This window comes from Delftia sp. PE138, from assembly GCF_018320755.1.
Taxonomy (GTDB): Bacteria; Pseudomonadota; Gammaproteobacteria; order Burkholderiales; family Burkholderiaceae_C; genus Comamonas; species Comamonas tsuruhatensis.
On sequence record NZ_JABEPN010000001.1, the window covers coordinates 393,437 to 416,293 of the forward strand.

Consider the following 22,857-nt stretch of genomic DNA (forward strand, 5'->3'; position numbering starts at 1 on the left):
CTGCGGTACGGCTACGGCACGGCCATGGACTGGCTTCTGAGCCAGTCCATGACGGCGCGCACATGGGGGCCCGGCTTCCGTTGCTCGCCCACGGCCAGATGGTAGGTATGGCCGGTGATCGAGGGGCCGAAGGGCTGCAGCAGGTGGCCGGCCGCAATGTCCTCGGCCACCAGGGCCAGGCTCACCAGGGCAATGCCATGACCGGCGATGGCCGCCTGGATGGCATGGCCCTCATCGGAAAAGCGCAGTTGCCCCGCCGGTGAATTCCAGGCCAGGCCTGCCTCGTCAAACCAGCGCTCCCAGGTGGGATTGCTGGCGTGCGCCGTCTTCCAGTCAAAGCGGATCAGCGGCAGGCGGGCCAGGTCGGCCGGACCCAGCACGCCCAGCCGGGGATTGGCCACGGGCGCAAAGCGGTCGCTGAACAGGGGCTCGGCCACCAGGCCCGGATAGGGGCCGCGCCCGTAGCGCACGGCGATATCGACGGCATGGGAGCGCAGGTCCACCACATCGTCCGAGGCCTGCAGTTGCAGGTCCACCTCCGGGTGCATCGCGCGGAAGCTGGCCATGCGCGGCACCAGCCATTTCACGGTGAACGCATTGGTGGCCGAGATGCTGACCTGGGCGCGCAGGCGCTTTTGCAGCAGGCGCTCCAGCGTGGCGGCAAAGGCGTCGAAACCGTCGCGCAGCACCGGATAGAGCTGGGCGCCCGCCTCGGTCAGCACCACCTTGCGTACCTGGCGATCGAACAGCGCCAGGCCCAGCTGTTCCTCCAGCGCGCGGATCTGGTGGCTGATGGCCGTGGGTGTCACGGCCAGGTCGTCGGCGGCCTGCTTGAAGCTGCCCAGGCGGGCGGCGGCCTCGAAGGCGCGCAGTGCGGAAAGCGGCAGCTGATTGCGTTGCATGAGGGCTGGAGGACGCAAGGGGCGGGTGAGGAATGGGGTGAGGAATGGGGTGAGGAATGGGGTGAGGAAAACTCATCTTATGCCTGACAAATGAACCTTTGTCGCAATCATCCGGCTTCCCTATCGTCCACCCATGCCCCAAGCGCGATCCTGCCGGGGATGGATGAAGGAAATGAAACCATGCTGCACCGTGTCACCACGCAACCCGACCCCTACGAGCCATTTTTGCTGTCGCAAGGCATTCGCTTTGGCGAGCTGCTGTTCATCTCCGGCCAGGCCGGCGCCGGAGACGATGGCCGCATCGTGCCGGGCGGCTTCCTGGCCCAGGGCCGGCAGGCGTTTGCCAATCTGCGCCGCGCGCTGGAGGCGGGCGGCTCCAGCCTGAAGGACGTGATCAAGGTCACCATCTTCGTTACCGACATGGGCCACTTCGACGAGGTGGTTGCCCTGCGCCGCGAGTTCTTCGGCGCCCCCTATCCGGCCGACACGATTGCCCAGATCCAGGCGCTGTACGACCCGGCGGCCATGATCGAGATCGAAGCCATTGCAGCCGTGCGTGATGGCCAGGCCCGCTGAAATGGTTGCGGCCGTTCTGTTCCGATGGCCTGGCCACGGCGTGCATGGCCGACGACTGGAGCCGATGGGGCCGATATCTGATCCCTTCAACCGCCGAGCAGTCCCGAGGTGCTCAGCGGCCCCGGCGACAGCTGCTGCCCCCAGGCCTGCGTCAAGGCCTCGATGGCATCGCCCACCACGCGGCAGGCCTGGGTGAGCTTGCCGTGCCGGGGCAGGGCCAGCGTCACATGGCGCACCAGGCCGGGGTTGACCAGGCGGCTGGCCTGCAGCCGGCCCTGGCGCAGTTCGGCATCGATGGAGTACGGGCCGATCACCGAGTAGAGGCCGGGCGCGTGGGCCACGAGTTCCTTTTGCACGGTCAGCGAGTCGGCCTCGGCCGCCGCCGCGAGCCGAAAGCCGTGGCTGTGCGCGGCCTCATCGAGCGCGTCGCGCCAATGGCTGGGGCGGCGCGGCAGCACCAGCTGCAGGCCGTCGAGCGCGGCGAACTCCGTGGTGGGCGCCAGGGTCAAGGGATCGCCTGGGCGCGACACCAGATAGCTGTGCGCGGTGCTCAGCAGCCGCTCGTCGCCGCCGGCCGGGCGCGCGAAGCGAAAGAGGATGGCCAGGTCCACGGCGCCGCTGTCCAGCAGCGCGTCGAGCTCCGTGCCCTGGGCCTCGGTGATGTTCAGGCGTATGCCGGGGTGCTCGCGCTGCAGCCAGTCGAACACATGCGTCATCAGCGGGTGCGCGGCCGAGGGCACGATGCCCAGCCGCACCTCGCCCCATAGCTGGCCTGCGTCCGCACGCAGCGTTTCCTGCAATTGCTCGGTTTCCTGCAGCCAGCTGCGCAGCCGCAGCGCGGCCCGCGCGCCCAGCGGCGTCAGCGTGACGCCCCGGCCCGTGCGCCGCAGCAAGGGGCCGCCCAGAGACGCTTCGAATTCGCTGATCTGCCGGCTGATGTGCGACTGCACGGTGTGCCGCCGTGCCGCGACCTTGCTGATGCTGCCGGCTTCGGAGACCTCGAGGAAGAGCTTGACGCTGGGCAGGTGCATGGTGGTTACCCGGTTGAGGTATGCCTGATGAGGCAATTCTGAAAGCCTGAAATTCTATCTATCCAGATATCAACGGGATTTCTACAGTGCAGTCATGCCTTGCCAGCGGCCTTGCCCTGGCAGGTTTTCCAGACACCGAACCTAAGGAAAATCCGTTGAAACTCGCCAGCTTCATCCATGCCGGACAGCCCCGCTACGGGCAGGTTCTGGCCGAGCGCTTCCTGCTGCCGCCCGCCGACTTTCTCGCCCGCCATCCCGACCTGCTGTCCGTGCTGCGCGCACAGGCGCTGGGCGAGCTGGAGCAGGCCCTGCAGGCCGGCGCCGTGCCCGTCGATGCGGCGCAGACCCAGGCGCTGCCCGTCATCCCCAACCCCGGCAAGCTCATCTGCGTGGGCCTGAACTACAAGACCCATGTGGCCGAGACGCGGCGCGCCGACAGCGAGCACCCGTCGCTGTTCCTGCGCTTCAACGACAGCCTGGCCGCCGATGGCGACGAGCTGCTGCGCCCGGCCTTTTCGGAGCGTTTCGACTGGGAGGGCGAGCTGGCCTTCGTCATCGGCCGGGGCGGGCGCCACATTGCAAAGGAAGATGCCTTCGACCACATCGCCGGCTATGCCTGCTTCAACGATGTGAGCGTGCGCGACTGGCAGCGCCATACGCACCAGTTCACGCCCGGCAAGAACTTTCCCGGCACGGCGCCCTTCGGCCCCTGGCTGGTCACGCGCGACGAGGTGGCCGACGTGCGCAGCCTGGCGCTGCAGACCCGCCTGAACGGCAGCGTGATGCAGCAGGCCAGCCTGGGCGACCTGATCTTCGACATCCCCACCATCGTGGCCTATGTGTCGCGCTTCACGCCGCTGTCGCCCGGCGACGTGATCGCCACGGGCACGCCGGGCGGCGTGGGCGACCGCCGCGAGCCGCCTCTGTACATGAAGCATGGCGATGTGGTCGAGGTCGAGATCACTGGCCTGGGCGTGCTGCGCAACCGTATCGGCACTGATAGCGCTGCCGTCTGACTCCGGAGAAATTCATGGATAACCAACAAGCGATTTCGCAGCGGCCCCGGCTGCGCATTGCCGTCGATATCGGCGGCACCTTCACCGACATGGCGGCGTTCGACGAGGCCAGCGGCCGGCTGCTGTTCGGCAAGGCCCTGTCCACACATGGCGAGCTGGTCAACGGCATCCAGGCCACGATAGACAGCGCGGGCATCGACTGGCGCGACGGCCATCTGTTCCTGCACGGCTCCACCATTGCCATCAACACGCTGCTGGAGCGCAATGGCGCCCACACCGCGCTGCTGATCACCGAGGGCTTCCGCGACATCTACGAGATCGGCCGCGTGAACCGGCCCGATGCCTACAACCTGTTCTTCAACAAGCACCAGCCGCTGGTGCGGCGCTCGCTGCGCCATGAGGTGTCCGAGCGCCTGCGCGCTGACGGCAGCCTGCACAAGCCGCTGGACGAGGCGGCCGTGCGCGAGCTGGCCCGCGAGCTGGCAGGGCAGGGCGTGGAGGCCGTGGCCGTGCTGCTGCTGCACTCCTACCGCAACCCGGCGCACGAGCAGCGCGTCAAGCAGATCCTGCAGGAAGAGATGCCGGGCGCCTTCGTCTGCGCCTCGCACGAGCTGTCGCAGGAGTACCGCGAGTTCGAGCGCGTGTCCACCGCCGTGGCCAATGCCTATGTGGGGCCGCGCGTGTCGCAGTACCTGGGTCAGCTGGAGAACCACCTTGGCGGCAAGGGCTTCGAGGGCGATTTCTACATCGTGCAGTCCACGGGCGGATTGTTCCCGGTCGAGCATGCCAAGGTGGGCTGCGTGCGCATGCTCGAATCGGGTCCGGCGGCCGGCGTGATCGGCGCCCAGGCCATCTGTGCGCAATTGGGCATGGGCGATGCCATCGCCTTCGACATGGGCGGCACCACGGCCAAGGCCGGCGTGATCAGCGAAGGCCGGCCGCTGACCACGGGCTCGGCGCTGATCGGCGGCTACGAGCAGGCCCTGCCGATACAGATCCCGATGATGGACATCCACGAAGTGGGCACGGGCGGCGGCTCCATCGCCCGCGTGGAGACGGGCAACGCGCTGCGCGTGGGCCCGCAGAGCGCCGGCTCCATCCCCGGCCCCGTGGCCTATGGCCGTGGCGGGCTGGAGCCCACGGTGACCGACGCCAACCTGGTGCTGGGCCGGCTGGACGCGGAGCATTTCCTGGGCGGCGAGCTGCAGCTGGACATGGACGCCTGCCAGCGCCAGATGGCCGAGCGCGTGGCAACCCCGCTGGGCCTGGAGCCCACCGAGGCGGCCGACGGCATCCTGCGCATCGCCGTGACGCAGATGTCGCATGCCGTCAAGGCCGTGACCACCGAGCGCGGCCTGGACGCGGGCAGCTTCACCATGGTCGTCTACGGCGGCGCGGGTCCGCTGCACGCCTCGGCCATTGCGCGCGAGATCGGCATCCGCAAGGTGCTGATTCCCTATGCGCCCGGCTATTTCTCGGCCTACGGAATGCTGTTCTCCGACCTGCGCTACGACTACGTGCGCTCGGTGTTCCGCAAGCTGGGCGAGGTGTCCTTCGAGGAGATCGAGGCCGCCTACCAGAGCATGGAGGACGAGGGCCGCGCCGCGCTGGCGCAGTCCGGCATCGCGCCGGACGGCATCGTGATCGAGCGCGCCGCCGACATGCGCTACGTGGGCCAGGAGCATGCGGTGACCGTGGACCTGCCCATGGCCTTCTTCGAGGGCAGGGACCGCTCGGCCATCAAGCGCCAGTTCGACGAGCTGCACAAGGTGCGCTACGGCACCTCGGCCCCGCAGGAGCCGGCCGACCTCGTGAGCCTGCGCGTCACCGTGCTGGGCACGATGAAGAAACCGCCCCGGCACAGCGTGGAGCGCGGCAGTGCCGAGCCCAGCCGTGCCTCCGTGCGCACGGTCAAGCCCGTCTATTTCCGCTCCAGCGGCTGGGTGGACACGCCGGTGCATCTGCGCGAGCGCCTGCTGGCGGGCAACGAGATCGCGGGGCCCGCGCTGATCGAGGAACACGCATCCACCACCGTCGTGCAGCCCGGCGACCGGCTGCGCGTGGACGAACTGGGCAATCTGCAAATCGACATCGGGAGCGACCGCACATGAACCACCCCACTGACTCCAGGCCCGTCGATCCGGTCACCGTCGAGATCATCCGCAACGGCCTGTACGCCGTCACGGAGGAGATGAAGACCAACCTGACGCGCACGGCCTACAACCTCATCATCTACGAGGCGCTGGACTTCACGGTCGGCCTGTTCACGCGCGAGGGCGACACGGTGTCCATCGGCCTGGGCCTGCCCATGTTCATCCGCGGCATGTCGGAGACGGTCAAGGCCAAGATCCGCCACTTCGGCTACGAGAACATCCTGCCCGGCGACATCCTGGTCACCAACGATGCCTACACCACCGGCAGCCACCTGAACCACTTCACGTTCACCATGCCGGTGTTCCATGAGGGCCGGCTCGAAGGCTTCACCTGCTGCATGGCCCACTGGCTGGACGTGGGCGGCACGCTGGGCAACGTCACCACGGACATCTTCAGCGAGGGGATACAGATCCCCATCATGAAGTACCAGCGCCAGGGCGAGGTCAACCAGGACCTGATCGACATCATCGCGATGAACGTGCGCCTGGCCGAGCGGGCCCTGGGCGATCTGCGCGCGCAGATCACGGCCATCACCACGGGCGAGCGCCGCTATGTGGAACTGCTGCAGCGCTATGGCGTGGATGCGGTCAACGGCGCCATCGCGCAGATCATGGATTCCAGCGAGGCCGTGGCGCGCAAGAACACGCTGTCGATTCCCGATGGCGTGTACGAGGCCGAGTCCTTCATGGACGACGACGGGCTGGACATCGGCAAGCGCATTCCCATCCGCGTCAAGGTCACGGTGCAGGGAGACGAGATGACGGTGGACCTGTCGGATGTCTCCAAGCAGGTGCGCGGCTTCTACAACTCCGGCTTCACCACGGGCATCGCCTGCGCGCAGGTGGCCTACAAATGCCTCACCACGCCGACCGACTACCCGGTCAACGACGGGAGCTTCCGGCCGCTCAAGGTGATCATGCCCATGGGCACGGTGATCAGCGCCGAGAGGCCGTATCCCATGCGCGTGTGGATGACCTTCCCCATGACGGTGATCGACACCATCTTCAAGGCCCTGGCGCCGGCGATTCCCGACCGCTCCATCGCGGGCCACCATGCGGACCTGGTGTTTCCCAACATCCATGGCATCTCGCCCGAGGACGGGCGGCTGTTCATCGTCGGCATCGGCCCGCTGGGCGGCGGCTGGGGCGCCAAGAGCCGTGAGGACGGCGTGTCCGTCACCGTCTGCATCAATGACGGCGACACCCACAACAGCCCCACCGAGCAGCTCGAGGCCAAGTACCCGGTGCTGGTGGAGAAGTACGAGATCCGCCAGGACTCGGCCGGCGCGGGCCAGTACCGGGGCGGCCTGGGCGCGGAGATGGTGGTGCAGGCGCTGTCGCCCTTCACCGTCACCACGCGCATCGACCGCGTGCACTGCAAGCCCTGGGGCCTGGAGGGCGGCGGCGACGCCATGGGCAACGGCCTGGCCGTGCGCCACAAGGGCGAGTGGAAGACCGACCATGCCAACGCCAAGATCTTCAACGTGCGCCTGGAACGCGGCGATGCCTACCGCATGCTGTCGGGCGGCGGTGGGGGCTTTGGCGACCCGCTGGCGCGCGAACTGGACAAGGTGGCCGAGGACGTGCGCGAAGGCTATGTGAGCGCCCAGGTGGCCCGCGAGGTCTACCGCGTGGCGCTGGATGGCCAGGGACAGGTGGACCACGAGGGCACGCAGGCGCTGCGCAGCGGCAGGTCTCCGTCGGCCGCAACGGCAACCTCAGCCGTGGCCTGGGACGGGCAGTGAGCACGGCCATGGCCTCCGACCACGCCCTGCAGGCCGGCCGGCTCTGGGACCTGTGGTGCGCCCTGGCGCTGCGCCATGTCGCGCTGGGCGGTGCCTGCGCCTGCGGGGCGGGCGGCATCAGCCTGCGGCTGGAGGACTTCGAGCTGGATATCGTGGACTACCTGCAGGACGGGGGCGAGCGCTGCGAGCAGCCCGAGGTGGCGGCCTGGTTCCGTGCCCGGCCCGCAGCCGGGCAGGGTGCGCAGCCGCTGCGCGCCCTGCTCGATGCGCTGGGCTCGGACGAGGTGCCGCAGGCCGTGGCGCAGTGGGCGCTGGCGCGGCTGGAGCGCACGCTGCGCTCGTTCGCCGAGGTGCATGGTGGGGTGGCGTCATGAGCGGGCATTTCTCCAGCCTGCTGGCCCTGCCCGAAGCGGCGGGCCAGCGCATTCCGGTCACCGTGCTCACGGGCTTTCTGGGCAGCGGCAAGACCACGCTGCTCAACCGGCTGCTGGCGCTGCCGGACCTGCACGGGACGGCCGTCATCGTCAACGAGTTTGGTGCGGTCGGCATCGACCAGGACCTGACCAGCCTGGCCTGCGAGGACACGGTGCTGCTGGCCAATGGCTGCCTGTGCTGCAGCGTGCGCGGCGATCTGGTGGAGGCGCTGGAGCGCCTGGCCCTGCGCGAACAGGGCGCGCCGCGCCGCGTGCTGATCGAAACCAGCGGCCTGGCGGACCCGGGGCCGATACTGCGCTCCTTCCTGGGCGAGCCCGCCGTGCGGGCGCGCTATGCGCTGGCCGGCGTGGCCTGCACGGTCGATGCCGTGCTGGGCAGCGCCACGCTGGCAGGCTATCCCGAAGCCGTGCGGCAACTGGCCGTGGCCGACCTGGTGCTGCTGACCAAGACAGATTTGCTGGGCGGCGCACAGCCCGCTGCGCAACTGCTGGCCCAGGTGCAGGCCATCAACGGCGAGGCGCCGCCAGGCATGGACCCCGCCCACCATGTGGCGCTGCTGCAGCGGCTGATGTCGGAAGGCGCGACGGGGCAGGAGGACGCCGCTGCGGGCATGCTCCAGGCACCCGGCTACCGGGCCATGGCTCCGGTGACAGCTCCGGTGACAGCGCCGGCAGGCGCGCACCGCGACGGCATCTCGTCCTTTGTGCTGCAGCGCGACGAGCCCCTGCCCGCGCAGGCGTTCGGCGAATGGATGGACTGGGTCACGGCCATGCGCGGCGATGACCTGCTGCGCGTCAAAGGCATCGTGCACCTGCAGGAGCACCCGGACCAGCCCCTGGTCATCCATGGCGTGCAGCACCTGTTCGCCCCGCCGCAGACGCTGCCCCGCTGGCCGGGTGCCGATCGGCGCACGCGCATCGTCTTCATCACGCGGGGGCTGGATGCCCAGGCCCTGGACGACACGCTGAGCGTGCTGGTGCGCAGGCACAGGCGGCGCGCGCCGAATCAGGACCCGGGCTGAGCCACGCAACGGCCGGCCCATTTTCAAAAGAAACAGGAGACAAAGCATGAAAACTCTGACACGGCTGAAGGGGCCGGTGCTGGGCGCCTTACTGGGTGCGCTGGCTGCCTTGCCCATCGCCAGCATGGCCTCGTCCAGTGCGCCCGCCGCCTTTCCCGAGCCGGGCAAGATGGTCAAGGTCATCGTCCCGTTCGTGGCGGGCGGCGGCGTGGACAGCGCGGCGCGCCTGTTTGACGAGCAGTTGCGCAAGCAGCTGGGCACGACGGTCATCGTCGAGAACCGCGTGGGCGGCAGCGGCGTGGTGGGCGGCCGTGCGGTGCTGGCGGCTGCCCCCGATGGCTACACCCTGCTGTTCTCGGCCGCCACGCATGTGCTGGCCAAGCAGGTATTGGCCCATCCGCCCTATGACCCGCAGACCGACTTTGTCCCCGTGGCGCGCGTGGGCGAGGCGCCGCTGATGCTGGTGATATCGCCGCAGCTGCCCCATAGCAAGCTGGGCGAGGTGCTGGCCGCAGGCGCCAAGAGCACGTGGACGGCGGCCATTCCCGCCGTGGGCGCACCCAGCCACCTGGCCACGCTACTGCTGGCCCAGCAGGGCCGCATGCGCCTCGAGTACGTGCCCTACAAGGGCACGCAACCCGCCCTGGTCGATGTGGGCGGCGGCCATGTGGACCTGCTGCTCGACTCCATGGTCTCCGTGCTGCCGCTGGCCAAGGCCGGCAAGGTGCGGCCGATTGCCATCACCTCCGGCAAGCGCAGCCCGCTGGCGCCCGAGGTGCCCACCATGCAGGAAAGCGGCCTGCCGCGGTTTGCCTACACCTCCTGGTACGGACTGTGGGCGCCCAAGGACACGCCTGCCGACCGGGTGCAGCGGCTGAACCAGGCCTCCAACGCGGCAGTGGCCGAGCTGGCCAGGTCCGGCGCCTTCGCGAGCCTGGGCATCGACACGGTTTCGGAGAGCACCGAGCAGTTCAAGCGCTTCATCGCCGCCGATGTGGCGCAGAGCGCCGCGCTGCTCAAGGGCGCGGGCTTCAAGCCCGAGTAGCCGGGCAGACACCGGCACACGCCCGAGAAAAAGCAAAGAGCAAAGAGCAAAAGCAAAGCAAAAAATCACAAGGAGACAACATGCAGGTTTTCATACGCCAGGCCCTGGCCGCCTCGCTGGGGCTGGCCGCCGCGCATGCGGGCGCGCAGTCCTCGGTATCGATCTCGGGCACCGTCGATGTGAGCGTCAGGCAGGTGCGCAACCAGGGCCTGGGCACGGTCACCTCGCAGGCCAGCGGCGCCAACTCCACCAGCAAGCTGGTATTGCGGGGGCAGGAGGACCTGGGCGACGGCCTGAGCGCGGGCTTCTACCTGGACGGCAGCCTGCTGGCCGACACCGGCGCCATGGGCGCCAGCGGCCCGTTCTGGGACCGGCGCTCCACGGTCAGCCTGGCCTCGCGCCAATGGGGCGAGCTGCGGCTGGGGCGGGACTGGGTGCCCACGCACCTGGTGTGGAGCGGCTTCGATCCGTTTGCCACGCTGGGCATCGGCAGCGCCAATGGCTTTCGCTCATTCACGGCTTCCCGCGCGCTGGGCCAGGCCTTCGGCACGGCGCCGGAGTCGCAGGCGGCCAATCCCACGCTGCGCGTGAGCAATGCGGTGGAGTATTTCCTGCCGGCCGGCCTGGGCGGGCTGCAGGGCGTGTCCGGCAGCCTGATCGCCACCTTGGGCGAGAAGGGCGCCACGGCGGCAGGCCAGACGCGCGGCAACGGCTTTCGGTTGGGCTGGGCGGGCGCGGGCTGGAACGTGGCGGGCGCGCAGTTCACCACGCGCAACACCCTGAGCGGCATCCATTTCAAGGACCAGAGCTACGGTGTCTCCTACGACTTCGGCTGGCTCAAGGCCAGCCTGGCCCAGCGCCGCTGGGTGCATGGCGTGGACCGCACGGTCAACACCCTGGTGGGCATGAGCGTTCCCGTGGGCAGCGGCGTGGTCAAGCTCAGCTACGTCAAGGCCGACCAGAAGGGCGCGACGGCGGCGCAAAGCGCCAGCGATGCCGACCTGTGGGCGCTGGGCTATGTGCACTCGCTGTCGCGGCGCACGGCGCTGTACGCGCATGCGGCCCGCATGTCCAACCGCAATGGGGCGGCCTTCGCCATTGCCGGGGGTGCGGCAGTCAGCGGCAATCCGGCCGCGGCCAATTACTTTGGCGGGCGCGCCTCCACGGCCTTCGAGCTGGGCATCCGGCACGACTTCTGACGGGCAGCGTGGGCGGCGTGCGCGCTGGTTCGTGGTCATTGCTGCACCCCATGCAGCAGTGAACTGCACGCCGGCCTATTGCTGCCCTCAATCGCTTCTTCTACGCTGCACCCATTTCACGGAGCAGCGAGATGAATCCATTGATCAAGGTCCGCATGGACGCCGCAGGCACCCCCGACGCCATGCGCCTGGAGCCGGTCGAGGTGCAGGCGCCCGGCCCCGGCCAGGTCTGGCTGGAGCAGACGGCCATCGGCGTGAACCCGCTGGACGTGAGCCAGCGCAAGGGCGCTGTCGCCATCGCCTTTCCCTCGGGCCTGGGGCTGGAGGGCGCGGGGCGGGTGGCCGCCGTGGGCGAGGGCGTGACGAATGTGGCCGTGGGCGAGCGCGTGGGCTACGCCACGGGGCCGCTGGGCGCCTATGCCAGCGCCCGCCTGTATCCGGCCGAGCGCCTGGTGAAGCTGCCCGATGCGCTGCCTGACGACGCGGCGGCGGCCGTGCTGTTCAAGGGCATCACGGCGCAGTACCTGCTCAAGACCACCCATGCCGTGGGCCCCGGCAGCCGCATCGTGATCTATGGCGCCGCCGGTGCGCTGGGCCAGTTGATGTGCGCCTGGGCCAGGCACCTGGGCGCCCTGGTGATCGGCGTGGTGTCCAAGGCGGCCAGCGTGGAGCGCGCGCGGGCGGCCGGCTGCGACGAGGTCTTCGTGTTCGATGCGGCCACGCTGCCGGGCCAGGTGCTGCAGGCCACCGGGGGCCTGAAGGCCGACGTGGTCTACGACCCCATCGGCCGCACGACGCTGGGCGCCTCGCTGGACTGCCTGCGCCCGCGCGGCCTGCTGGTGTCCTTCGGCGCGACCTCCGGCCTGCCCGATCCCATCTCGGTGGCCACGCTCAATGCCAAGGGCTCGCTGTTCCTCACGCGCCCCTCGCTGGCCGCGCACACGGCCACGGCGGCCGAGTACCAGGAGCGCGCACGGGACGTGCTGGCCGCCGTGGCGGCCGGCATCATCGTGCCAAGCGTCTGGCGCCGGTATGCGCTGGCGGAGGTGGCGCAGGCGCATGGCGATCTGGAGCAGGGACGCTCCCAAGGTGCGATCATCCTGACCCCATGAACCTTCTGGACAGCCAGCACGCCGATGAACTGGCGGCCCTGGTGGCGCTGCATGAACAAGGCTCCTTCGCTGCGGCGGGGCGGGCCTTGCTGCGCCATCCGTCCGTGCTGTCCAAACGCCTGAACGCGCTGGAGACCCGTCTGGGCGTGCGGCTGGTGGAGCGCAGCACACGCCATCTGCACCTGACCGACGAGGGCCTGCGCCTGGTGGACAAGGTGCGCCAGGCGGCCGGCCTGATTGCCGATGCCCAGAAGGAGGCCGCCCAGGGCGCCTCGCAGGCGCGGGGCCGGCTGCGGCTGTCGCTGCCGGCAGCGATGGGGAGGCGCTGGCTCAGCCCGCTGCTGGCCGAGTTTGCGCTGGCCCATCCGCAGATCGTGCTGGAGGTGGAGTATGCGGACCGCTTCGTGGACATCGTGGGCGAGCGCTTCGACGCGGCGGTGCGCATAGGCCGGCTGGCGGACAGCCGTCTCGTGGCGCTGCGGCTGGGCGGGCACCAGCGCATTCTGGGCGCCGCGCCCGCCTATCTGCAGGCCCACGGCACGCCGGTGCACCCCGAGGACCTGGCGGCGCACCGCTGCCTGGGCTTCACGGGACTGCAGTCGTTTCCGCAATGGGAGCTGGTGCACGGTGGCGCATCGGGCGATGTGCCTCAGGGCCAGGCCCGGCACACGGTGCTGGTGCGCGGCCCCATGGTCAGCAATGACAGCGAGGCCCTGCTCACGGCCGCCGTCATGGGGGTGGGCATTCTGGCCGGCGGCGACTGGCTGATGAGCGAGCACATGGCCGCAGGCCGGCTGGTGCGGGTGCTGCCGCAATGGCGCCTGGATGGCGCCTCGGGCATCTACTTCGTGCGGCCCTCGGCGGCGTTCAGCAGCGCGGCCATGACGGCGCTGCGCGACTGCCTGGTGCGGTGGTTTGCCACGCGCAGCCCCTGGCGCACGGGGCATGACACACTGGCGCCGCCCCCGCCCTTTTCCGCATCCGCTCCATGACCCAAAGACCCTCGCCGCCCGCCATGGCGGCCGCCTTGCTTCCCTGGCTGTTCGTGCTGCTGTGGAGCACGGGCTTCATCGGCGCCAAGTTCGGCCTGCCCTATGTGGAGCCGCTGACCTTTCTGACGCTGCGCTATGCCATCGTCCTGGTGCTGATGGCGGCGGTGGTCCTGGTGCTGCGCGCGCCCTGGCCACGGTCGGCACGCCAGTGGCTGCACATTGGCGTGTCAGGGCTGTTCGTGCATGGCGTGTACCTGGCCGGCGTGTTCACGGCCATCGCCCATGGCCTGCCTTCGGGCGTGACGGCCCTGGTGGTGGGGCTGCAGCCGCTGATCACTGCGCTGGTGGCCGGCACCTTGCTGGGCGAGTCCGTGCGTCCCCGGCAGTGGGCCGGGCTGGCGCTGGGCTTCACGGGCGTGGCCCTGGTGGTGGCGGGCAAGATCGCCTCGGTGCCGGTCCATGCCCTGCTGGCCATGCTGGTACCGGCCGTGGTGGCGCTGGCCGGCATCACGGCCGGCACGCTGTACCAGAAGCGGTTCTGTCCATCGTTTGATCTGCGCACGGGCTCGGTCATCCAGTACCTGCCCTGCCTGGTGGCGACGGGGGCGCTGGCCCTGGCCACCGAAACCATGCAGGTGCGCTGGAGCGGCGAGTTCCTGTTTGCGCTGGGCTGGCTGGTGCTGGTGCTGTCCGTGGGCGCGGTCAGCCTGCTCAACCTGCTGATACGCCGCGGCGGCGCCGTGCACGTGGCCAGCCTGTTCTACCTGACGCCGCCGGCCACGGCCCTGATCGCCTGGGCCATGTTCGGCGAGACGCTGGGCGGCCTGGCGCTGGCGGGCATGGCCTTGACGGCAGCCGGCGTGTGGCTGGCGCGCCAGGGGCGCTAGCTTGTCCCGCAAGCCGCGGGCAGGGCATGCGCAAAGGCGGGATACTGCGGCACTGTCAGCCCACGAATACCGGATTTCCGCAACATGCCCATCAATGAACTGCGCGCCATCGCCACCTTTGCCAAGGCGGTCGAGCTGGGCAGCCTGCGCCAGGCGGCGCTGTCCCAGGGCGTGAGCCCCCAGGCCGCCAGCCAGGCGGTGGCCCATCTGGAGCAGCACCTGGGCGTGCGCCTGCTGCACCGGACCACGCGCAGCCTGGCGCTGACCGAGGAGGGCCAGCGTTTCCTGCAGGACACCCAGCCGGCGCTGGCCGCGCTGGACCGCGCACTGAACCTGGCACGCGACAGCCGCGAGGGCATTGCGGGGCCGTTGCGCATCGTGGGCCCCAAGTCCTGCTTTGCGCCCGTGCTGATGCCGCTGCTCGATGAGTTCTGCCGCCTGCACCCGGGCATCGTCCCCGATGTGCGGCTGGACGACGGCATAGGCAACTGGGTGCTGGACCGGGTCGATGCGGGGTTTCGCATCGGCGCCTCGCCCGATGAAAGCGTGATCGGGCGGCGGCTGTTTCCCGTGCAGCTCATCGTCTGCGCGGCGCCGCAGTACCTGCTGCGCCATGGCGTGCCCCGGTCGCTGGACGAGCTGGCCGCGCACCGCTGCAGCATGTTCCGCCATGCGGCCACGGACACGGTGATGCCCTGGTACCTGCCGGTCGATGGCGAACTCACGCACCGCTACCTGCAGCCGGCCCTGTCCACCAACGATGCCGAGCTGGAGCTGCATGCCGTGCTGGCCGGCCAGGTGCTGGGCCAGCTGTCCAACATCTGCGCGGCCGCGCACATCCGCGCGGGGCGCCTGGTGCCCGTGCTGCTGGAGCATGTCAGCGAGCACATCGGCCTGCATGTCTACTACGGCAGCCGCGACGCGCTGCCCCGGCGCGTGCGTGCCTTCATCGACCTGGCCGTGCAGCGGCTGCAGGACTGCCCGGACTATCTGCTGACCATGGAAGAACTGGAAAGGGCGGCGGCCGCAGGTGCCGCCGCCCTTTCCGGGGGCTGACCGGGATCAGGTCCGGCCGTTCAGGCCAGATCGATCACGCCAGCTCGATCACGCCAGGTCGAACGGCAGCTTGCGCACGGGCTTGCCCGTGAGCTGCGCCACGGCGTTGGCGAAGGCCGGTGCCAGCGGCGGCAGGCCGGGCTCGCCCATGCCCGTCGGCGGCTCGGCGCTGGGCACGACGTGGACGGCGATCTCGGGCATGTCGGTGATGCGCGGCACGGCGAAGTCGCCGAAGTTGCTCTGCTCCACCACGCCGTCCTTGAGCGTGATCGCCGCGCCGGGCAGGCACATGGACAGGCCCATCAGCGCTGCGCCCTGCACCTGCGCCTCGATGGTGCGCGGGTTCACGGCCAGGTTGCAGTGCACGCCGGCCGTGGCCTTGTGCAGCACCGGGCGGCCGTCCTTGACCGAGGCCTCCACCACATAGGCCACCACCGTGTCGAAGGACTCGTGCACGGCCACGCCCCACGCCCGGCCCGCGCGCAACTGGCGCTTGCCGTAGCCGCTCTTGTCCACGGCCAGCTGCAGGGCCAGGCGATGGCGCGGGTGCTTGTCGCCGAACATCTGCATGCGGTATGCGACGGGGTCCTGGCGGCTGCTGCGCGCGATCTCGTCGATCAGCGTTTCCATGACGAAGGCCGTGTGGGTCGATCCCACGCTGCGCCACCACAGCACGGGCACGTTGACCTTGGGGTGGTGCACGGTCAGGCGCATGGGCAGCGGATAGGGCTCGCGCATGCCCTCCACGGCCGTGGCGTCGATGCCGTTCTTGATCATGCCGCCCTCGAACATGGTGCCCGCCGTGATGGACTGGCCCACGATGGCATGGTCCCAGGCCAGCACCTTGCCGCGTTCGTCGAAGCCGATCCTGGCGCGGTGCAGGTGCATGGGGCGGTAGTAGCCGCCCTTGATGTCGTCCTCGCGGCTCCAGACCATGCGCACGGGGGCGCTCAGGCCGGCGCGGCGCGCGGCCAGCGCCACCTGGCAGGCCTCGACCACATAGTCGCTGGTGCCCACGCCCCGGCGGCCAAAGCCGCCGCCGGCCATCTGCACGTGCACGCGCACCTGCTCGGGCTTGAGGCCCAGCACGCGCGCGGCGGCCATGCCGTCCACGCCCGCGAACTGCGTGCCCAGGTAGAGGTCGGCTCCGGCCTCGCCGGTCTCGCCCATCTGCACCGTGCAGTTGAGCGGCTCCATGGGCGCATGGGCCAGGTAGGGGAAGCTGAACTCGGCCTCGATATGGCGCGGCGCCTTGTCCAGCGCCGAGATGTCGGTGTCGAAGTGGCGCGCGCCGGGCTGCGCGGCCAGCTCGCGGTACTGGGCCAGCTGGCGTTCGCTGTCCACCTTCTCCACGGCGTCGGTGTTCCATTGCGCCTTGAGCGCCTCGCGGCCCTTGCGCGCAGGCCAGTAGCCGGTGGCGATCACGGCCACGCCTTCGCCGCCGCCGTCCACGGGCACGCGCAGCACGGCCTTGACGCCGGGCACGGCACGCGCCGCAGCGTCGTCCAGCGAGGCCAGCTGTGCCTTGAACACGGGCGGGTGTGCAATCACCGCCGTCAGCTGGCCCGGCAGGTGCATGTCGATGCCGAAGCTTTGCTGGCCGCTGCTCTTGGCCCGGGCGTCGATGCGGCCCGTGGGCTTGCCGATCAGCCGGAAGTCCTTGGGATTCTTCAGCACGACGGTGGCCGGCACGGGCTGGGCCATGGCGGCCTGGGCCAGCTCGCCATACGACAGCTTCTTGCCATTGGGGCCGAGCACGAAGCCCTCGCGCGTGCGCAGCGTGGCGGCGTCCACCTTCCACTGCTCGGCGGCGGCGGCCACCAGCATGGCGCGCGCACGGGCGCCCAGCTCGCGGTACTGGGTGTAGCTGTGCTTGAGGGCGGTGGAGCCGCCCGTCATCTGGATGCCGTAGCGCGGATCGGCATAGGCCGCATCGTTGCCGCCCAGGCGTGCGCGGACCTTGCTCCAGTCGGCGTCCAGCTCCTCGGCCAGCACCAGGGGCAGGGCGGTGTGCACGCCCTGGCCGAACTCCAGGCGGTTGATGGCCACGGTGACTTCGCCGCTGGGCGAGATCTCCACGAAGGAGGCGGGCTGCTCGGTGGGCTTGAGGCCGGCGGCCTCGCCCTTGCCCGGCGCCTGCGCCATGGCGGGAAACACGCCCAGGGCCAGCGAACCGGCACCGGCGATCTTGAGGAAGCTGCGGCGGGGGATCTGTGCAAGGGCTGGCGCGTCGGCGATGGCGGCAGCGGCCTCGTCACGGTCCAGGATGTGCTGCAGGGCGCGCGGCAGTTCGGCGGGGTTGAAGGTGGTCAGCATGCGGCGTTCTCCGTTCAGCCCAGGGTGCGCGCGGCATCGGCCACGGCCGTGCGGATGCGTGCATAGGTTCCACAGCGGCAGATGTTGCCGGCCATGGCCGCGTCTATCTCCTCGCCGCTGGGCTTCTTGCCCTTGGGCAGCGACTTGAGGAAGGCCGTGGCGCTCATGATCTGCCCGCTCTGGCAGTAGCCGCACTGGGCCACGTCGTGGCGCACCCAGGCATCGCGCACGGCGGTGCCCACGCGGTCGGAGCCCGAGGTCATGGCCTCGATGGTGGTGATCTTCTGGCCCGCGGCCGCCGAGATCGGCGTCACGCAGGAACGTATGGCCTGGCCGTTCATGTGCACCGTGCAGGCGCCGCACAGCGCCGCGCCGCAGCCGAACTTGGTGCCGGTCATCTCCAGCGTGTCGCGCAGGGCCCACAGAATGGGCGTCTCGGGGTCCAGGTCCATGGAAACGGTCTTGCCGTTGATGGTGAGATCGGTCATCGCAGTCTCTCCTTGTTGTGGGTCAGTCAGGCAGGGGTGGGGTCCCCGCAGTAGTGTCGTGCGCAGCTGCGGCCCATGGAAGCCGGGCGCCGTCGAGGCGCGAATATAGAAAGAGGCCTTGCTTGCAACTAGTCCTGATTTGATTGATGCATTGGCAAGTGCAAGTTGCGAATGGGGCGCAAGGGCTTGATCACACAGGAGAGCACCATGTCCAAGGAAACCGTTCACTCGATGGAGCCGCAAGCCGCGTTGTGCGTAGACGTTGCTGATTTAGCCCTGCGCCTCAAGGTCGAGGCCGCCCGTGCTTGCATGCGCGCTGGCCTGGGTCATTCCAATGAGGAAGTTGAGGCCACATTCGCTGCCAGGCGAAAGCAGGTCGCCGCAGATCAGAGAAACAAGGCGTCTGAACGATGAAAAGGAGCAAGTTCGCCCCGAGACGCTGAGGCTGTAGCGCCCCGGACCCAGGATGGCTCGTTCAATGCACAAAACCACCCTTGATGAACCGCACGGGCTCGGCGTCCATGCGTGCAATCAGCGCGCCCAGGCCGTCGGCCACGGCGCCAGCGCCAGCACCGGAGGTGGCCTTGGCCGCCGTGTCCGTGCGGCAGACCAGGTCGTCCTCCGACCAGCCCTGGGCGCCCGGACGCGATAGCGCGCGCAGCCAGCCGCTGCGGTCGCCCAGCCATTGCATGCCCTGCAGCTGCTCCGAGCCGCTGAGCAGGGCCATGGCCTGCCAGGCGCGCGGGTCGTTGACGGTGCAGTCCAGGGCGCTGGCGGCGCGGTTGCCGCCATCGGGTGACAGCTGCAGGCTGACCAGGCGCGGGTCTTCCTGCACCGGGCCGCTGCCTGCCACCACCCTCAGCCGCTGCTGGCGGCTTTGCCAGGTGCTCAGGCGGCGTGCGGGCTGGCCTGCGCACTGCACGGCCATGTCGGGAAGTCCCACGGGATAGGGCCAGCTGCCGGCGATCTGCAGCATCTGGCCTGCGGCGCGAGCCTTCATGAAGTCGATCAGGGCCCAGGCGTCGTCGCTGGACAGCCGGTCGGCCTGGCCGTGTGCCCGTGCGCCGTCGCCAGACTCCACGGGGCGGCGGTCATGAAGAATGGCCCAGAGCAATTCCCCATCGGCGCGGCGCCACAGCAGCGGGCTGGTGAAGTTGGGGGGCCAGACCGGCTGGCTGGCGGCCAGCGGGCCGTGGCCCCGGCCATCGGCACCGTGGCAGGCCGTGCAGTGCTGGGCATAGACCGCGCTGCCGCGCGCAATGCTCTCCACGCTGAAGCCCGTGGGCGAGGCATGGAAGCTGGTGGCATGCGCGGGCACCAGGATCAGGTCGGCACGCGGCCAGGGGGCCAGCAGCAGGGCGAGCGCGGCCAGCGCGGTCAGCACCAGGGCCGGCAGGCGGATGCGGCGCAGCACCAGGACCAGCGCCAGGGCCAGCACCAGCAAAACGATGGCGGTGACCACGGCCGCCAGCGACCACAGCAGGCCCCGGGCCTGGCCCAGGTCGATCACCAGGTTTTCGCCGGACAGGCGCAGGGCCCAGGGCCAGGCGGGCTGCCCATCCACCGTGCCGGCCAGGCCCAGGCCGTGCAGCAGCTGCAGCAGGCCGACCTGGGCCTGCTGCATGGCGCCGATCAAGGGGTTGAGCCAGTCGGGGGAGTCGCTGCGTTGCATCGGAGGCGGGCGCTACCAGGTCTGGTCCAGGCCCAGGTGGCGCAGGGCCTCGTGGCGCAGCTCGGACAGGCGGGCGTGGCCGCGCTGGCGCGGGTAGGGCAGGTCCACATCGATCTCGGCCACGATGCGGGCGGGCCGCTGGCTGAAGACCAGCACGCGGTGGGCCAGGAAGAGGGCCTCTTCCACATCGTGGGTGACCAGCAGCACGGAAAAGCCTGCGCGCTGCCAGATCTTGAGGATCTCGCTTTGCATGGCCAGCCGTGTCAGCGAGTCGAGCTTGCCCAGCGGCTCGTCCAGGATCAGCAGGCGCGGGTCGTTGACCAGCGCGCGCGCCAGAGCCGCGCGCTGGGCCATGCCGCCCGACAGCTGGTGGGGATGGCTGTCCGCGAAATCCTCCAGCCCAACCAGGCGCAGGGCCTCGTCGATGCGGTGGGCCTGGCTGTCCAGCAGGCCGCGCGCCTGCAGGCCCAGGGCCACGTTGCCGCGCACCGTGCGCCAGGGAAACAGCGTGGGGTCCTGGAAGACGACGATGCGCGAGGGATCGGGCTCGGTGATGGCCGTGCCGTCCTGCGCGACGGCGCCGGCCGTGGGCGCGTCCAGCCCGGCCACCAGGCGCAGCAGCGTGGACTTGCCGCAGCCGCTGGGGCCCAGCAGGGCGACGAACTCGCCGGGCCGCACCTGCAGGCTGACCTCGTCGAGCACCTGCAGCGCGCCCTGCCCCTGGCCGAACCAGTGGCTGACGGCCTGCACATCGATGGCCGCGCCGGCTAGGGCCGCCCCGGCTAGGGCCGCCCCGGCGATGGCGGGCGTGGCTGCGGCTTTGGCGGCGTGTTCTGCGGCAATCACCATTTGACGGTTCCCTTCTGCCACGACAGCGTGCGGTCGCGCACGGTGAACAGCAGCGTGATCAGGCCCGAGCACAGCACGGCCATGACCAGCAGCGCCGTGTACATGTTGGCGTAGGCTGCCCAGCCCTGGGCCCACTGCAGATACCAGCCCAGGCCGGCCTTCACGCCCATCATCTCGGCCGTGATCAGCACCGAGAACGAGGCGCCCAGCCCCATGAACAGGCCCACGAAGACCTGGGGCAGGGCGGCCGGGATGGCCACGCGCAGCACCAGGAACCAGGGCGATGCGCCCAGCGTGCGCGCCACGTCGTAGTAGCTCTTGCTGACCGAGGCCACGCCCGACCAGGTCAGCACGGCCACCGGAAAGAACGTGGCCAGCGCCACCAGGAACACGGCTGCCGAGTAGCTCGACGGCGCGAAGAAAAAGGCCAGCGGCAGCAGGGCCGAGGCCGGCACCGGCCCCAGGAAGCGCAGCAGCGGATGCACCCAGTAGCCCGCGATGCGCGACCAGCCTATCCACACGCCCGTGAGAAAGCCGATCACCGCGCCGAACACGATGCCGTTGAGCAGCAGCCGCAGCGAATACAGCGTGGACAGGCCCAGGCGCTGCCAGTCCTCATGGACCACGTCGATCAGGCTTTGCGGCGGTGCGAAGAACGGCGGCGGCAGCGCGCCGAGCTTGGCCGTCAGCGTCTCCCACAGCGCCAGCAGCAGCGGCGCGGCCACCAGCCAGGCACCGGCCGGGCGCAGCCAGCGGTCGATGCGCTGTGCTGCCCGTACGGGTCGCACAGGCAGCACGGCCGAGGCCAGCAGCAAAAGGGCCACGACCAGGGCGGCAATGCCGAATTCCTGCGTGAATGCCCATTCGCTGAAGCCGATCTCCTTGTTGGGCCACAGCAGGGTCAGCATGCCCAGGCCGGCCCAGGCGGCGGCGGCCAGCAGGCCGGTGCGCCAGGGGCCTGCCTTGCGCGTGCCCTGCGCCTGTTCCCGCTCCAGGCCGGGTGCGGCATCCGTGGCGCCCAGGCGCCAGCGTGGTCTTGCGGTGCTCATGCGAGGACGTCCAGCGTGATGTGGCTGGCAAAGCGGCCAGGGTCGGTCTGCTTCTTGAGCACGCCGGCCGTGCGGAAGTCGGCCGCAAAGGCCTGGACCTCGTCGCGCAGCGGCTTGCCGTGCGGATGGTGCTTGAAGGTCAGCTCGGCCAGCAGGCGCTGCAGGTCCTCGACGGGCACCTTGGGCGAGTACTTGGCAAAGATCTTCGCTGTTTCATTGGGGTTCTCGGCGATGTAGTCCGAGGCCTGGGTCAGCGCGCGCACCACGCTGGCCGCTGCGGGCTTGTTGGCCCGGGCGAACTTTGCGCCTGCGCCGATCACGCAGCAAATGCTTTCGGCGTACTCGTTCTTGGCGCTGTTGCCCAGTTCGAGGAAGGTGCCGGGGTTGCGTTTCTCGATCAGGTAGAGATTGGGGTCGCCGTCGGCAATGGCCTGGATCTCGCCCTTCTTGGCGGCCACATCGAGCAGGTCGGCCGGGTAGACGCGCCATTCGATATCCTTGTCCACATCCAGGCCGCGCTTGGCCAGGTGGATGGAATAGAACTGCTTGGCCGGGCTGTTGAGATCGGCCACGCCGATGGTCTTGCCCTTGAGCGTGCTGGGGTCCAGCGTGACGCCGGCCGACTTCAGGCCCACCAGGCGCAGGCAGCCGCCGTGCACGCTGCCGATGAGCTTGACATCCAGCCCCGCCTCCAGCGGCTTGATCCAGCGGTGGATCAGGCCCGCGCCCGCATCGGCCTTGCCCGTGGCCAGCGCCTCCAGCAACTGGTCGGCCGAGCCGCCCCAGTTCAGCAGTTCCACGTCCAGGCCGTTGCGCTCGAAGAATCCGCGCTCCAGCGCCACGGGAATGGGCGAATGGCAGAAGCTGGCCTGGCTCCAGGCAAAGGTGATCTTCTGACGCGGCTGCGCCCCGGCGCGGCCGCTGAACCAGGCGGCCGAGCCCAGCGCGCCGGCTGCGGCGCCGGCGCGGATCAGGGTGCGGCGCGAGAGCGAGGGCTCGGTCGCCTCGGGAGCATCGAGCGCCCCGAAAGCACCGCAATCGGCGCCATGGGCGCAGCGGCTGTCCTGGGTTCTGTCGATCTCGGTCTGGGTCTTGCGGGTCATGGAACTCCCTCCAAAGCAGTTTCGGGACTGCCGATGCTGTCCGCTGGGTGCCGTGTTTCCAACGACGCAAAACGCGCATCCATATGTGCGTGGCAACTAGGAAGGGCGCGGCCCGGCGACATGCGCAAACCGAATAAGCGAACGCGTTTTTCTTCGTAGTGCGCAGGGCGCGGGCTTCGAATAATGGGCTGCATCGACCACTCATACGGA

The 22,857-nt window shown here is 69.7% G+C and carries 21 protein-coding genes; 13 read left to right on the forward strand and 8 right to left on the reverse strand.

What is annotated here, in order from left to right; genetic code table 11:
• Nucleotides 1-11: 11 nt before the first annotated feature.
• Nucleotides 12-902 (reverse strand): LysR substrate-binding domain-containing protein, encoded by an 891-nt coding sequence (locus HFGMBDPB_RS01720; RefSeq protein WP_099732819.1) that lies wholly within the window; start codon nt 900-902, stop codon nt 12-14.
• Nucleotides 903-1,082: 180 nt separating this feature from the next.
• Between HFGMBDPB_RS01720 and HFGMBDPB_RS01725 the strand changes: the two genes are divergently transcribed.
• Entirely contained in the window at nt 1,083-1,478 is a 396-nt protein-coding gene (locus HFGMBDPB_RS01725; RefSeq protein ID WP_016445482.1) for a RidA family protein, read from the forward strand.
• A gap of 86 nt (nt 1,479-1,564) precedes the next feature.
• Here HFGMBDPB_RS01725 and HFGMBDPB_RS01730 read toward each other — a convergent pair whose 3' ends face one another.
• Nucleotides 1,565-2,509, reverse strand: coding sequence for a LysR family transcriptional regulator (locus HFGMBDPB_RS01730; RefSeq protein WP_013800697.1), 945 nt, complete (start codon nt 2,507-2,509; stop codon nt 1,565-1,567).
• A 155-nt stretch (nt 2,510-2,664) separates the two neighbouring features.
• Here HFGMBDPB_RS01730 and HFGMBDPB_RS01735 point away from each other — a divergent pair, with 155 nt between their 5' ends.
• The 11 genes from HFGMBDPB_RS01735 to HFGMBDPB_RS01785 all read left to right on the forward strand — a co-directional run bounded on the left by HFGMBDPB_RS01735 (nt 2,665) and on the right by HFGMBDPB_RS01785 (nt 15,170).
• Nucleotides 2,665-3,525, forward strand: coding sequence for a fumarylacetoacetate hydrolase family protein (locus HFGMBDPB_RS01735; RefSeq protein WP_212644787.1), 861 nt, complete (start codon nt 2,665-2,667; stop codon nt 3,523-3,525).
• A 14-nt stretch (nt 3,526-3,539) separates the two neighbouring features.
• Nucleotides 3,540-5,636, forward strand: a complete 2,097-nt coding sequence (locus HFGMBDPB_RS01740) for a hydantoinase/oxoprolinase family protein (protein ID WP_016450909.1) — start codon at nt 3,540-3,542, stop codon at nt 5,634-5,636.
• Entirely contained in the window at nt 5,633-7,423 is a 1,791-nt protein-coding gene (locus HFGMBDPB_RS01745; RefSeq protein WP_043822131.1) for a hydantoinase B/oxoprolinase family protein, read from the forward strand. The genes HFGMBDPB_RS01740 and HFGMBDPB_RS01745 overlap by 4 nt, the downstream gene beginning before the upstream one ends.
• 8 nt (nt 7,424-7,431) lie before the next feature.
• Nucleotides 7,432-7,797, forward strand: a complete 366-nt coding sequence (locus HFGMBDPB_RS01750; RefSeq protein ID WP_016450911.1) for a hypothetical protein — start codon at nt 7,432-7,434, stop codon at nt 7,795-7,797.
• Nucleotides 7,794-8,879 (forward strand): CobW family GTP-binding protein, encoded by a 1,086-nt coding sequence (locus tag HFGMBDPB_RS01755; protein WP_212644788.1) that lies wholly within the window; start codon nt 7,794-7,796, stop codon nt 8,877-8,879. The genes HFGMBDPB_RS01750 and HFGMBDPB_RS01755 overlap by 4 nt, the downstream gene beginning before the upstream one ends.
• A 46-nt stretch (nt 8,880-8,925) precedes the next feature.
• Nucleotides 8,926-9,924, forward strand: coding sequence for a tripartite tricarboxylate transporter substrate binding protein (locus tag HFGMBDPB_RS01760; RefSeq protein WP_212644789.1), 999 nt, complete (start codon nt 8,926-8,928; stop codon nt 9,922-9,924).
• Between the two features lie 80 nt (nt 9,925-10,004).
• The gene (locus HFGMBDPB_RS01765) at nt 10,005-11,123 is read left to right on the forward strand and encodes a porin (protein WP_046239867.1); all 1,119 of its coding nucleotides are present in this window, start codon (nt 10,005-10,007) and stop codon (nt 11,121-11,123) included.
• A 131-nt stretch (nt 11,124-11,254) separates the two neighbouring features.
• Entirely contained in the window at nt 11,255-12,235 is a 981-nt protein-coding gene (locus HFGMBDPB_RS01770; protein WP_012207424.1) for a quinone oxidoreductase family protein, read from the forward strand.
• Nucleotides 12,232-13,227 (forward strand): LysR family transcriptional regulator, encoded by a 996-nt coding sequence (locus HFGMBDPB_RS01775; RefSeq protein ID WP_209671063.1) that lies wholly within the window; start codon nt 12,232-12,234, stop codon nt 13,225-13,227. Before HFGMBDPB_RS01770 ends, HFGMBDPB_RS01775 begins: the two co-directional genes overlap by 4 nt.
• Nucleotides 13,224-14,114, forward strand: a complete 891-nt coding sequence (locus tag HFGMBDPB_RS01780; protein WP_061287332.1) for a DMT family transporter — start codon at nt 13,224-13,226, stop codon at nt 14,112-14,114. The genes HFGMBDPB_RS01775 and HFGMBDPB_RS01780 overlap by 4 nt, the downstream gene beginning before the upstream one ends.
• 84 nt (nt 14,115-14,198) lie before the next feature.
• Entirely contained in the window at nt 14,199-15,170 is a 972-nt protein-coding gene (locus HFGMBDPB_RS01785; protein ID WP_212644790.1) for a LysR family transcriptional regulator, read from the forward strand.
• 48 nt (nt 15,171-15,218) lie between these two features.
• On the opposite strand, the gene HFGMBDPB_RS01790 is transcribed toward HFGMBDPB_RS01785, so the two are convergent.
• Together HFGMBDPB_RS01790 and HFGMBDPB_RS01795 are read right to left on the reverse strand one after the other, a co-directional pair.
• On the reverse strand, nt 15,219-17,486 hold the full coding sequence (locus HFGMBDPB_RS01790; protein ID WP_212644791.1) for a xanthine dehydrogenase family protein molybdopterin-binding subunit: 2,268 nt from the start codon (nt 17,484-17,486) through the stop codon (nt 15,219-15,221).
• 14 nt (nt 17,487-17,500) lie between these two features.
• On the reverse strand, nt 17,501-17,974 hold the full coding sequence (locus HFGMBDPB_RS01795) for a (2Fe-2S)-binding protein (RefSeq protein WP_012207419.1): 474 nt from the start codon (nt 17,972-17,974) through the stop codon (nt 17,501-17,503).
• 207 nt (nt 17,975-18,181) lie between these two features.
• On the opposite strand from HFGMBDPB_RS01795, the gene HFGMBDPB_RS01800 reads away from it, so the two are divergent.
• Complete coding sequence (locus HFGMBDPB_RS01800; protein WP_096913988.1) at nt 18,182-18,388, forward strand: hypothetical protein; 207 nt, start codon at nt 18,182-18,184, stop codon at nt 18,386-18,388.
• A 61-nt stretch (nt 18,389-18,449) separates the two neighbouring features.
• Here the strand turns inward: HFGMBDPB_RS01800 and HFGMBDPB_RS01805 are convergent, their stop codons facing one another.
• The 4 genes from HFGMBDPB_RS01805 to HFGMBDPB_RS01820 are packed head-to-tail and all read right to left on the reverse strand — an operon-like array spanning nt 18,450 to nt 22,647.
• The gene (locus HFGMBDPB_RS01805; protein WP_212644792.1) at nt 18,450-19,646 is read right to left on the reverse strand and encodes a c-type cytochrome; all 1,197 of its coding nucleotides are present in this window, start codon (nt 19,644-19,646) and stop codon (nt 18,450-18,452) included.
• A 12-nt stretch (nt 19,647-19,658) separates the two neighbouring features.
• Complete coding sequence (locus tag HFGMBDPB_RS01810) at nt 19,659-20,495, reverse strand: ABC transporter ATP-binding protein (protein WP_212644793.1); 837 nt, start codon at nt 20,493-20,495, stop codon at nt 19,659-19,661.
• Nucleotides 20,489-21,544, reverse strand: coding sequence for an ABC transporter permease (locus HFGMBDPB_RS01815; protein WP_017407175.1), 1,056 nt, complete (start codon nt 21,542-21,544; stop codon nt 20,489-20,491). The genes HFGMBDPB_RS01810 and HFGMBDPB_RS01815 overlap by 7 nt, the downstream gene beginning before the upstream one ends.
• On the reverse strand, nt 21,541-22,647 hold the full coding sequence (locus HFGMBDPB_RS01820; RefSeq protein ID WP_013800720.1) for an ABC transporter substrate-binding protein: 1,107 nt from the start codon (nt 22,645-22,647) through the stop codon (nt 21,541-21,543). Before HFGMBDPB_RS01820 ends, HFGMBDPB_RS01815 begins: the two co-directional genes overlap by 4 nt.
• Nucleotides 22,648-22,857: the final 210 nt, after the last annotated feature.